This window comes from Citrobacter sp. wls710 (assembly GCF_005281115.1).
Taxonomy (GTDB): domain Bacteria; phylum Pseudomonadota; class Gammaproteobacteria; order Enterobacterales; family Enterobacteriaceae; genus Citrobacter; species Citrobacter werkmanii.
In genome coordinates, this window is the sequence record NZ_SZXD01000036.1 from 37,988 (window position 1) to 50,145 (window position 12,158).

At 49.2% G+C, this 12,158-nt stretch carries 11 protein-coding genes; 6 read left to right on the plus strand and 5 right to left on the minus strand.

Going from position 1 to position 12,158, the window contains the following annotated elements:
- Nucleotides 1-16 precede the first annotated feature (16 nt).
- On the plus strand, nucleotides 17-1,255 hold the full coding sequence (alaC, locus tag FDX14_RS18130) for an alanine transaminase (RefSeq protein ID WP_042306985.1): 1,239 nt from the start codon (nucleotides 17-19) through the stop codon (nucleotides 1,253-1,255).
- 67 nt (nucleotides 1,256-1,322) lie between these two features.
- On the opposite strand, the gene ypdK is transcribed toward alaC, so the two are convergent.
- Complete coding sequence (ypdK, locus tag FDX14_RS18135; protein ID WP_010723117.1) at nucleotides 1,323-1,394, minus strand: membrane protein YpdK; 72 nt, start codon at nucleotides 1,392-1,394, stop codon at nucleotides 1,323-1,325.
- A 342-nt stretch (nucleotides 1,395-1,736) separates the two neighbouring features.
- On the opposite strand from ypdK, the gene FDX14_RS18140 reads away from it, so the two are divergent.
- A complete protein-coding gene (locus FDX14_RS18140) occupies nucleotides 1,737-2,351 on the plus strand; it encodes a lysozyme inhibitor LprI family protein (protein ID WP_137350009.1) in 615 nt (204 codons plus the stop codon).
- A gap of 41 nt (nucleotides 2,352-2,392) precedes the next feature.
- On the opposite strand, the gene lpxP is transcribed toward FDX14_RS18140, so the two are convergent.
- A complete protein-coding gene (gene lpxP / locus FDX14_RS18145) occupies nucleotides 2,393-3,313 on the minus strand; it encodes a kdo(2)-lipid IV(A) palmitoleoyltransferase (RefSeq protein WP_038642416.1) in 921 nt (306 codons plus the stop codon).
- A 440-nt stretch (nucleotides 3,314-3,753) separates the two neighbouring features.
- On the opposite strand from lpxP, the gene FDX14_RS18150 reads away from it, so the two are divergent.
- A complete protein-coding gene (locus tag FDX14_RS18150; RefSeq protein ID WP_042306990.1) occupies nucleotides 3,754-3,996 on the plus strand; it encodes a DUF2545 family protein in 243 nt (80 codons plus the stop codon).
- A gap of 105 nt (nucleotides 3,997-4,101) precedes the next feature.
- On the opposite strand, the gene pgtP is transcribed toward FDX14_RS18150, so the two are convergent.
- On the minus strand, nucleotides 4,102-5,493 hold the full coding sequence (pgtP, locus tag FDX14_RS18155) for a phosphoglycerate transporter PgtP (protein WP_061382146.1): 1,392 nt from the start codon (nucleotides 5,491-5,493) through the stop codon (nucleotides 4,102-4,104).
- Nucleotides 5,494-5,915: 422 nt separating this feature from the next.
- Here pgtP and pgtC point away from each other — a divergent pair, with 422 nt between their 5' ends.
- From pgtC to pgtA, 3 genes are read left to right on the plus strand one after another with little or no spacing between them, the layout of a single operon-like run.
- Entirely contained in the window at nucleotides 5,916-7,109 is a 1,194-nt protein-coding gene (gene pgtC / locus FDX14_RS18160) for a phosphoglycerate transport regulator PgtC (protein WP_137350012.1), read from the plus strand.
- Between the two features lie 11 nt (nucleotides 7,110-7,120).
- Nucleotides 7,121-9,112 (plus strand): two-component system sensor histidine kinase PgtB, encoded by a 1,992-nt coding sequence (gene pgtB, locus FDX14_RS18165; protein WP_170973600.1) that lies wholly within the window; start codon nucleotides 7,121-7,123, stop codon nucleotides 9,110-9,112.
- On the plus strand, nucleotides 9,102-10,349 hold the full coding sequence (gene pgtA, locus FDX14_RS18170) for a two-component system response regulator PgtA (protein ID WP_137350011.1): 1,248 nt from the start codon (nucleotides 9,102-9,104) through the stop codon (nucleotides 10,347-10,349). The genes pgtB and pgtA overlap by 11 nt, the downstream gene beginning before the upstream one ends.
- Nucleotides 10,350-10,448: 99 nt before the next feature.
- Here pgtA and FDX14_RS18175 read toward each other — a convergent pair whose 3' ends face one another.
- Nucleotides 10,449-10,988 (minus strand): DUF2058 domain-containing protein, encoded by a 540-nt coding sequence (locus FDX14_RS18175; RefSeq protein WP_079223254.1) that lies wholly within the window; start codon nucleotides 10,986-10,988, stop codon nucleotides 10,449-10,451.
- Between the two features lie 111 nt (nucleotides 10,989-11,099).
- Nucleotides 11,100-11,990, minus strand: a complete 891-nt coding sequence (locus FDX14_RS18180) for an AraC family transcriptional regulator (protein WP_072014718.1) — start codon at nucleotides 11,988-11,990, stop codon at nucleotides 11,100-11,102.
- Between the last annotated feature and the right edge of the window lie 168 nt (nucleotides 11,991-12,158).

Consider the following 12,158-nt stretch of genomic DNA (forward strand, 5'->3'; position numbering starts at 1 on the left):
TTAATCTGAGGATATTATGGCTGACTCCCGCCCTGAACGTCGCTTTACGCGTATTGATCGCCTTCCCCCTTACGTTTTTAACATTACCGCTGAACTGAAGATGGCTGCGCGTCGGCGCGGCGAAGATATTATCGATTTCAGTATGGGGAACCCGGATGGGGCCACACCTCCTCACATTGTTGAAAAACTGTGTACCGTGGCGCAGCGCCCGGACACGCATGGCTATTCCACGTCTCGCGGCATCCCGCGTCTGCGTCGGGCGATTTCCCGCTGGTATCAGGAACGCTATGACGTTGAAATTGATCCCGAATCCGAAGCGATTGTGACTATTGGTTCCAAAGAGGGACTGGCGCACCTGATGCTGGCAACGCTCGATCATGGTGATACGGTTCTCGTACCCAACCCGAGCTATCCGATCCATATTTATGGCGCGGTGATTGCCGGGGCGCAGGTACGGTCAGTGCCGCTGGTGGAAGGTGTCGATTTCTTTAATGAGTTGGAGCGCGCGATCCGTGAAAGCTACCCGAAACCGAAGATGATGATCTTAGGTTTCCCGTCCAACCCGACAGCACAGTGCGTCGAGCTGGAATTTTTCGAAAAAGTCGTCGCGCTGGCTAAACGCTATGACGTGCTGGTGGTTCACGATCTCGCCTATGCCGATATCGTTTACGATGGCTGGAAAGCGCCATCGATTATGCAGGTACCAGGCGCTCGTGATGTCGCGGTTGAATTTTTCACCCTGTCGAAAAGCTACAACATGGCGGGCTGGCGTATCGGTTTTATGGTCGGCAATAAAACGCTGGTCAATGCGCTGGCACGCATCAAGAGCTATCACGATTACGGGACGTTTACACCGTTGCAGGTTGCGGCAATCGCGGCGCTGGAAGGCGATCAGCAATGCGTACGGGATATTGCCGAGCAGTATAAACGCCGTCGCGATGTGCTGGTTAAAGGGCTGCATGAGGCCGGTTGGATGGTTGAGATGCCAAAGGCCTCAATGTACGTTTGGGCGAAAATTCCTGAGCAATATGCCGCGATGGGGTCACTTGAGTTTGCCAAAAAATTGTTGAACGAAGCGAAAGTATGCGTTTCGCCGGGGATTGGCTTTGGTGATTATGGCGATACACACGTGCGTTTTGCCTTAATTGAAAACCGTGACCGTACCCGCCAGGCGATCCGCGGCATCAAAGCGATGTTTCGCGCAGATGGCTTACTGCCTGCCAGTGCGAAATCGGCTATTGAAAGTACCGACTAACCAATCGTGAGATCCCCAAAAGCAAACAGGAGCCTGATGGCTCCTGTTTTTTTGCTGCGTCTTTTATTTAGATCATCAGGGCGAACGTACCGGCCCAAACGATGACCATAAAAGAAATGCCCATAAAGAAATATTTCACTTTTCATCTCTCCGCGTACCTGGGTACGTCTGAATGAACATATGCTTACCTGACAGAGAGCTGATGCACGCGCAAACGAAATGGAGAATATCCCTCGTTTGCCTGGCTGCATCACCTCAGAATTCTGAGCTTTAGTGCTCCAGACGGCGCTAATGTACGCCTAAAAATGAGGTGAGACAAGAGGCATTTTTCTATTTAATTTTAATAACTTACAAGTGTCGTGATTCGGCGACAGTTTAATTTCTGCCGGTAATAAATTGCTATTGAGCGACGTAATGATTAGTCGGAGAATTCTCATATCACCATAATATGAATACGGTTAATTTTTCGCGGAATTCAATAATGAAAAGGTTAAAAATGACCAGATTAATGATGTTAGCACTCGTTCTTACGCCAGTGGCGTCGATGGCGGCCTCTCCGTTGGCGTTTAATTTCAGCTGCGCAAGTATTGGTGGTGTGAATAGTGATGGTAAAGGCAACGTTTGGATTGATGGCTCAAAGGCAACCGTAAAGAGCTTCAATGACAACTACTGGGAAGCCAAAAGCGGGAAAAATACGCTTTCCATCTCCCGTAAAGATGACGGCAACCCGGAAGTTTCATGGACAGGACCTAATCGTAAGCACGGAATTTGTCAGCCTGAAGACAATATTGACTACGCTCCGGGGGAAAAATCGACCTACAGCGGTCCTTCTTTCTCTTGCTCAGCGGTGGCAAAGGGAAGTATTGAAGAGGTTATTTGCCAGAGTCCATCACTCTCCGCGCTGGATGTTAAGTTGAACGGGGTCTACAAACAGGCGTTGGTTAAATCGAAAAATAACCCAACGCTGAAAGCTGAGCAGCGCGGCTGGGTTAAAGGACGAAACGAGTGCTGGAAAGAGCAGGATAAACCAGCCTGTATTGCTCGTAACTACAATGAGCGCATGGCTGAACTACAGAACGAGTGGGGCGTTAAGTAATTCAGCCACAGACAAAAAGAAAGGCCGTAAGGCCTTTCTTTTTAGATATATAACGAGGCTTCACCCATGGGGCGGGTTTTGAAGCGACGGTGGATCCAGAGATACTGCTCGGGCGCGCGCATGATCTCTTTTTCGATAATTTTATTCATATAAGCCGCAGCCTGGCTTTCATCTGCCGGGTAACCTTCCATTTGTGGTGTGATAAACAGGCGGTAACCTGAGTTATCTGCTTTTCTCACCATGGTTACGGTCAGCATCGCTGCGCCCGATAGGCGTGACAGCACGTAAGTACCATTGGTGGTTGCCACGTTTTTAACGGCGAAGAAGGGCGCGAACGAGCTTCCTTTACGGCCGTAGTCCTGATCGGGAGCGAACCATACCGCTTCCCCTTTTTTCAGGGCGCCGACAATGCCACGCAGATTATTTCTGCCGATCATGGCTTTGTTGGAACGCATACGACCGCGGGTTTGGATCCACTCCATCAACTTATTGTTGTGTGGGCGATAGGTTGCCATCATCGGCTGGCACAGCCCCATTACGCGGCCACCTAATTCGAGCGACATAAAGTGTACGCCTACGACCATCACGCCACGGTCTTCCATCTGGGCGCGTTTCAGGTTGTCCAACCCTTCTACATCAAACCATTTGCGAACGCGGTGATCCGGCCAGAACCAGGCCATACCTGTTTCAAGCAGTCCCATGCCGAGTGAACGGAAGTTCTCATCGACCAGTTTGTCTCTCTCTTCCTGCGACAGATTGGGGAAACAGAGTTCGAGGTTTTTACGTGCAATAGATTCACGGCGCTTTAAAAATGGACGAGCCAGTGTTCCTGTACGGGTACCAAGAAAACATAATACGGGATAGGGAAGTTGTACCAGTAACCAGAGCACACCGACGCCAAACCACGTGAGCCAATAGCGCGGATGCAAAAACGCGCGTGAAAATTTACATTGGGGAAACATAAGCACCTGTTGTTGATACGAAATAGATGTATCGCGAAGACGCTGGGTCTGGCGCGTTACACTCTGCACAGATCGTTAGGCCGCCATAAACGACATTGGTTCCTGCAAAGAGTGTAAAACTGAGTCAGGACAAAACCACGAGGGGCATGAATGATCGGACGCACAATGTACACCCGAAGATTAATGTCAGCCAGAAATAATTACTCAAGTTTCGTAAATATTTTTGGGGCGATTAAGAACAAAAAAAAGCCTATATATAATCCATTGTTTTTATGATGAATAAATAAAATCCAGGTGAATATCTAAATAGTAAGCAGATGAGTGATTTTTGTAACGTAAATGTTGCTTAAATTGCGAACTAATGGGAATTGTCTTAGAATATAAAATCAAGGGAGTGTAAGGACTTACGTAAAGTTTTACGGCAAACAGGAGGTATCGCAATGCTCTATTTTTGGATCTTTCTCGCATTGAGCATTCTGAGCGTCAGTTGCTACATCTGGCAGGTAATGGGCGCGGCGGCGTCAATAAGCGCTTTTATCGGCATGGGCATACTCACGGCTTTAATTTACGTTTTCACTATGCGGTTGACTAATGGTAACGAAATGGTAACCGGATTATTCCTTTTTCTTGCCCCGACATGCGGTTTGATCATTCGCTTTATGGTGGGGGACGGTAGGCAATAACCTGGCACGTTACGATTGGAAATGAATTATCACGGTTAGAGATTTATTTAGCTGAGCGTAGGGAAGTGCCAGCGGTGCTGGCACTTTTTGCGAGACTGGAATCGATTAACGGGCGTCAGCCAACTGGAGTGATGCTTCTTCTTGCTGAGCATTTTTCCGCTGTTGCTCAAGTTCCAGCGCCCCGCGATGAGAGAGGTAGCAGAACAGGATGCAACAGACAATTCCCCCCATCAGCAGATAGAAACCGCCATGCCATCCCATTTTGTCGACCATTACGCCAAACAGGCTGGTACCCAATGATGCGCCAAAAATGTAGCTCATAAATCCGCGTAATCCTACTGCGGAACCCACTGCGAAGCTGGGTACGATTTCCATGGTCTGAACGGAGGCCAGGAACTGAGGAACATAAATCAGGCAGCCAACGATGGCGGCAAAAATAGTCACCATCAACAGCGATTCGCTTTTCCAGTAGCCGATCAGACAGACGAAAATCAGCGCCATACAAATCATTGCCAATGGCATGCGGCGGCCTTTAAACAGTTTATCGGTAAGCCAACCCGCCAGTAATGTGGAAGGAATTGCCGCCCATTCGAAAAACAAAAACGCGACGCTCATTTCCTCTTTCGAGAAATGTTTTTCGGTTAACAGATAAATTGGCAACCAGCTAATCATGCCAAAACGCACCATATAGACAAAGACATCTACCAGTGAAACATACCAGGCATTTTTATTACGCAGGACATAGGTGCAGAAAATCTGGAAGGCGCTCATATTTTCTGGCGCCTGGACAGCGTGTCGGGCATTTAATACAACTTTCTCTTCCGGCATCATTTGTTCCAGAGCCGGTAAACCTTCCTGGCGTGGTGAGCCTTTCCCCAGCATCAGCACGATAACTGCAAACAGTACGGCAACGCCGGCCGGAACAATATAGCTGGCGCTTTGCCAGTGTTCACTTCCCAAAATGGCAAAGGCGGCACCAACGATCGGGGCAACAATACCACCACCGACATTATGTGAGATATTCCAGAACGCGCCAACGCGTCCACGTTCTTTACGCGGGAACCAGTTAGCGATAGTAATAAATGAAGGGCCGACGCCCATCCCCTGGAACAAGCCGTTGAAGACAACCAGCGCGGCAAAAATCCAGAATCCGGTACTGAACCCTAAACCTACGTTGACGATGGCGCACAGAATCAAACCGCATGCCATAAATACTTTGGGGCTGGCTTTGTCTGCCAGGCTGCTCATAATGCCTTTACTGATGCCATAGGCGATAAGCATACAACTGCTGAGTAAACCGATCTGCGTGGCGCTGAGATCCAGATGCTCTTTCAGATATGGAGTTGAGAGCGTGAAGTTATTGCGCACAATATAGTACGCAAGATAGCCCAGGAATACGCTGAGTAATGCCTGAATGCGGTAGCGGCCATAAGTTTCCTGGACTTTCTCTGCCGGGACTTTATTTGCCGCTGGCCCTGCCTTAAATATTGATAACATATCATCACCTAAATTTATATTGATGTGAATATCAGGAGTTTTCGTGGTGAAGAGTGAAATAGGCAGGAGAGAAACTCAAGTCGATGAAATGGGTCACTATTGACTCATTTTATAGATGGTGCGGCAGATTTTGACTCTTTTTAAATAATGGCATTTTATTTCTGTTCTTTTGCGCGAAGTTTTATTGCTGGCATGTGCGGATATTAACAAATTCAGACTGTGTTTTCGGGTATTCTTAGCTGATGTAGTCACTTTTCGTATGGTTATTATTGCGAAAAACCTTATTCTTCTCTCCTGTAGGGATAAACGGGTAAGTTTTGTCTCAATATTATTTTTTGCATATGTTGGTATTTATGAACGGGATCACAAACAGACTTTACTGTTGGCGGCGTTTTTGGGCAATCTCGCTCTGTTTCATGTCGCTGTCGGCGAGCTGCCAGGCTTTGGGTAAAGAGCTGGTGATGGCAACAACCTTCTCACCCGGAGCCACGGCCTGGATTATTCAGCGCTGGCAGACGGAGCCGGGGTCGGTGATGATTCGCACGTTAAACCGGACCAGCAGTTCGCTGGAACAACTGCTTGATACCGCGAATGCGGAAAACGTTGATCTCATTTTGACCTCATCGCCCATGCTGTTACAGCATCTTCAGGAGCATCAGAAGCTGGCGCTCTTTGATAATGCGTTGCCGGAAAGCCAGAGGCTGGTGCCTGAGTCTATTCGTTCTACCTCCGTGGCCGTGGCGATATCCGGTTTTGGCCTGCTAATTAACCGTTCTGCGCTGGCGGCGCGACACCTTTCTCCTCCTGCTGACTGGGCGGATTTAACGCAGCCTAAATATCAGAATGCGTTGTTGATGAGTAGCCCGTCTCGTTCCGATACCAACCATTTGATGGTTGAGTCGCTGTTGCAGCAAAAAGGGTGGGAAGAGGGCTGGGCGACGCTGTTAGCGAGCGCCGGTAATCTGGTGACGATTTCATCACGCAGTTTTGGCGTAGCCGACAAAATTAAGAGCGGTCTTGGCGTTGCCGGGCCGGTCATTGATAACTATGCCAACCTGTTGCTCAACGATCCGCATCTGGCTTTTAGCTATTTTCCACGCTCGGCAGTGTCGCCAACCTATGTCGCCGTGCTCAAGAACAGCCAGCACGCCAGTGAAGCGCGTCGTTTTATCCGCTACTTATTAAGTCCGGAAGGACAGCGGATCCTTGCGGATGCGAATACGGGAAAATATCCGGTTACCCAGCTCGCGCCAGATAACCCACGGGCCGCTCAACAGGCGATGTTGATGAACCAGCCTGCGCTTAATTATCGGCTGATCCTTAAGCGGCAGCGGCTGGTGCAGCGAATGTTTGATACCGCCATCAGTTTTCGTCTCGCACAGCTGAAAGATGCCTGGCGGGCGCTATACAGTGCGGAAGCGCGACTGAAACGCCCGTTACCCGAAATCAGAGCCTTACTGACCAGCGTCCCGATAGATGCCAGGCGTAGTGAAGATGAGGCCTGGCTTGCTCAATTCGATAACAAAAGCTTTGCCGAACAGCAGATGATGGAGTGGCAGCTGTGGTTTCTTAAAAATCAACGTCAGGCGATAGCAAAACTGGAAGAGTTAAAATGAAAGGTGGATCGATACTGCAACGCCTGCGGCAGCTCAACATCAGCAGCAGCCTGCGGGGAGCCTTTCTGACGGGCGCACTACTGACGTTGAGCGTGAGCTGCGTCAGTTTGTACTCATGGCACGAGCAGAGCTCGCAAATACGCTATTCGCTTGATGATTACTTCCCGCGCGTGCATTCCGCTTTTTTGATTGAAGGCAATCTTAACCTGGTTGTGGATCAGCTTAATGAATTCCTGCTGGCCCCCAATACGACGGTGAGGCTGCAACTGCGCAATCAGATAATCTCGCATCTGGATAAAATTGAGGCACTGAGCCGGGGGCTACAACCCGCAGAACAACAGCAGCTGGCGGTGATTTTGCAGGACAGCCGGGCGCTGATGGCGGAACTGGACCGGGTGCTCTACAACATGTTCCTCGTGCGTGAAAAAGTGAGTGAACTCTCCGCACGCATCGACTGGCTACATGATGATTTTAACACCGAGCTGAATTCACTGGTGCAGGATTTCACCTGGCAGCAGGGGACGTTGTTGGATCAAATCGAGGCAAAAAGTGGCGATGCGGCGCTGTATCTCAAACGTGCGCGAGAGGTGCAAAACGAGCAGCAGCAGGTGTACACCCTGGCAAGAATTGAAAACCAGATCGTGGATGATTTACGCGACCGGCTTAATGAACTGAAGTCGGGCAGCGACGACGGGATGCTGGTGGAGAACCATATCCGCTACCTGGAGAATCTGAAGAAAACCGCCGATGAAAACATCCGTACCCTCGATGACTGGCCCAGTACAATCACCCTGCGGCAAACCATTGATGAACTGCTGGAAATCGGGATGATGAAAAATAAAATGCCCGATACGATGCGCGATTATGTCGCTGCGCAAAAGGCGCTCATTGATGCCAACCATGCCAGAGAGGCAACGCTCGGGCGCTTTCGAACACTGCTTGAAGCGCAATTGGGAAGTAGCCATCAGCAAATGCAGATGTTTAACCAGCGGCTGGAACAAATTGTTCGCGTCAGTGGCGGACTTATTCTGTTGGCGACGCTGCTGGCACTCCTTCTCGCCTGGGGACTTAACCATTATTTCATTCGTTCCCGGCTGGTGAAGCGTTTTACCGCGCTCAACCAGGCCGTGGTGCAAATTGGTCTTGGCCGAACGGATGCCACTATCCCGGTTTATGGGCGCGATGAATTGGGGCGTATCGCGGGCTTGCTGCGCCATACCCTGGGCCAGTTGAATGCGCAAAAAAATCAGCTGGAGCAGGAAGTGGCGGAGCGTAAGGAGATTGAGTCCGATCTCCGGGCGACGCAGGATGAGCTGATCCAGACGGCTAAACTGGCGGTCGTCGGCCAGACTATGACCACTCTGGCACACGAAATTAATCAACCGCTGAATGCGCTGTCGATGTACCTGTTTACGGCGGGAAAGGCAATTGAGCAGGGGCAATCCGCTCAGGCCAGAAGCACGTTAACCAAAGCAGAGGGGCTGATTACCCGCATCGATGCCATTATCCGTTCGCTACGTCAGTTTGCGCGCCGGGCTGAGCCGGGCGCGCCTTTACATCCGGTCGATCTACGACAAACGTTTACTGCTGCCTGGGAACTGCTGGCTATGCGCCATAAGCAGCAGGGCACGCTGACGCTTCCTGCTCACAGCGTGTGGGTGGCAGGTGATGAAGTGCGTATTCAGCAGGTACTGGTAAACATACTGACAAATGCGCTGGATGCCTGTCCGGCTGCCGCGGGAATAGAGGTTCACTGGCAGACCGAGGGCCGCCGATTGTGCGTCTTAGTCTGTGATAACGGCCCCGGCTGGCCAGGCGCGTTGTTGCCATCACTATTAAAGCCGTTTACCACCAGTAAGGATGTGGGTCTCGGTATTGGTTTATCGATTTGTGTATCGTTAATGACGCAAATGAACGGCGAGCTGCGCCTGGCCTCGACGCCGGGGCGGAATGCCTGCGTCGTGCTGGAATTTAATCTGACGGATGTAAACGATGTTGTGTGATGAATATGCTGTTTTGCTGATTGATGACGATGCTGATGTTCTCGACGCTTACACGCTGTTGCTTGAACAAGAGGGTTATCGTGTATACGCATGCAGTAACCCTTTTGACGCCCGAAATTGGCTCCAGGCCGACTGGCCGGGGATTGTCCTGAGCGACGTGTGTATGCCTGGCTGCAATGGAATCGATCTAATGACATTGTTTCATCAGGATGATAATCAGCTGCCGATCTTGTTGATCACCGGGCATGGCGACGTCCCGATGGCCGTGGAAGCGGTGAAGAAAGGGGCATGGGATTTTCTGCAAAAACCGGTCGACCCCGGCAAACTGCTGTTGTTGGTAGAAGATGCGTTGCGTCAGCGAAAATCTGTGATTGCGCGTCGCCACTATTGTCAGCAAAAGCTGCAGGTTGAGCTGATCGGTTACAGTGACTGGGTCAATCAGTACCGTCAGCGTCTGCAGCAACTGGCGGAAACGGATATCGCCGTCTGGTTTTATGGCGAGGCGGGAACGGGGCGTATGACGGGAGCCCGTTATTTGCATCAGCTTGGGCGCAGCACCGAGGGACCGTTTATCCGCGGTGAGCTGACGCCCGCGAATGCGGGACAACTCAATGATCTTATTGCCCAGGCGCAAGGCGGTACGCTGGTCCTGAGCCATATTGAATGCCTGACGCGCGAACAGCAGCACCAACTGGTGCACCTGCAAAGCCAGGAGAGGCGTCCGTTTCGCTTGATCGGTATTGGCGCCACATCGCTGGTGGAACTGGCGGCAACTAACCAAATTGTGGCCGAACTCTATTACTGTTTCGCGATGACGCAAATCGCTTGTCAGTCGTTGTCGCAGCGTCCCGATGATATTGAGCCACTGTTTCGCCATTATCTGCAAAAAGCCTGTCTGCGCCTGAATCATCCTGTACCTGACGTTGAAGGGGAACTCCTGAAAGGCATGCGGCGCCGCGTGTGGCTAAGTAATGTTCGGGAACTGGCGAACGCCGCTGAGCTTTTTGCCGTTGGGCTACTTCCGCTGGCTGAAACCGCAAATCCGCAGCTGCATATGCCTGAACCGACGCCGCTCGATCGCCGGGTGGAGGAGTACGAGCGGCAGATTATTACCGAGGCGTTAAATATTCATCAGGGGCGCATTAATGAAGTGGCGGAGTATTTACAAATCCCGCGTAAAAAACTGTATTTACGCATGAGAAAATACGGGCTGAGCAAAGAACATTATAAGTTTTAGCTGACAGGATTGGGCAGAGGTGATGTCAACGGTATTTCGGTGGTAGCGTTGGCGTTCACCGAAATACGCGACGGAAGTTTGAATTATCTGCTTGTTTTCTTACCACATTAAATCATCAGGGATGACAAAATCAGCATACGGATCGTCTTCGTCCTTCGCTTCCTGGCTCAGCTCGCAATTTAATACAATATAGTTTGCATCGCGCTGGGCAATTTTATCGGCGACGACAGCCGGAATGATGGCATATTCGCTATCGCTACTGCTTTCAGCCGTCAGACGCGCAATGGCCAGGCGGCCCTTGATCAACTGTGATTGGGTCACTTTATCAACATAGACTTTTTTGATCAGATTATTATCAGTGAAGTTGTAACCAATATCGCCACGAGTAATGGTGATTTTGTTCATTTCAATAAGTTGCTTGATCTGTGCTTTATACTCTTTAGACAGCGCAGCCTGCTTTTGCTGCTCGCTAAGCAGCTTATCACGTTCGACCTGTGCTTTTTTATTCTCTTCCACCGCCTCTCTGGCTTCACGAGCCTGAACGCGCGATTTTTTCGCCGTTCTCTGCACTTTTGCCATTTTTTTACTGCTGACCAGACCTGCCTTAAGCATCTGTTCTTGTAGGGTAAGTTTTGTCATCGTCGCTTCTAATCCAATAAAATCGTTGTAGGGATTATAACCTTAACGTTCGGTGGGAAGCCAGAATGCGGAGCTTTTCTCGAGCCCCTAACATTCATCCCGCTGGTCGTTTTATTTGAAGGAAGATAGATAGTCCCCGGGTGCAGTTCCCATAACGCGTTTGAATGCCTGATAGAATCCAGACAATGACTCATACCCGACGCGGCTGTAAATATCCTCTATTTTAATTCCCCTTCTGAGCATGTTTAATGACACATAAATTCTTAGCTTGCTTAATACCAGATTCGGTGTATAGCTTGTCGTTTTTAATATGCGGCGAATGAATGTTGAGCGAGACATGTAAGTGAAGCGAGCCATATCGTCCAGTGTCCATGAATGCTCAGGATTGTCTATTATAGCAATAATTAATTTTGCTAACGGTTCATCATTAGCGGTATTCAGTATATTTATATCAATGTCATATAAGGAGGTAGATTCACTAACCACATAGTACAAAATAGCGTCAGTTAAGTGAGCAATAATGCAATTATTTTCATCGGCAGAAGCATTAACTTCTGTCATTAATAACTCAAATAGAGAGTGTATTTTGTTACTGACGTCATCTTTTTTCTTAATAAGGTATATATCCGGTAGTAAGGCAAACAGCAATTGGCTGGCGATAGAGTTAGGTTGGATGAAACCACATAGCAGATCGGTGGAGTTAGAAAAGGAATCTTCAATTTTAACCATTTGTCTGCGGGGTAAGTCATCAATATTTGTATCTGGTGAGGAGGTGAGAAAAAATGGGAAGTTATTAAAAAAAAAGAGAATATCTCCTTGTTCCAGCATAATGCGGGGTTGTTGGTTTAACAAATCCAGCCAACATTCTCCACCCAGAACGATATGAAAGCTCGGTTCTCCATAGGAGTATGTTGATGCTTTCCATTCACTACAATATCTGCCGAGATGGAAGACGGATGTTTTTGCTTCACCTCTTTTAAGTAGCCAGCCTGAAGTATTCATATATTCCCCAATATTGTCAGTAATGGAATGATTTTGAAACGATGTTGTATAGATAGTTTCGCAAAGTAACTATAAGATTTGTTAATCAAATTATGCATTGCAGGAGAGGGTAGTGTTTCTGGTATTTACTAAAGATATTTGGATTTGCCCCTATATTTCCAGACACCT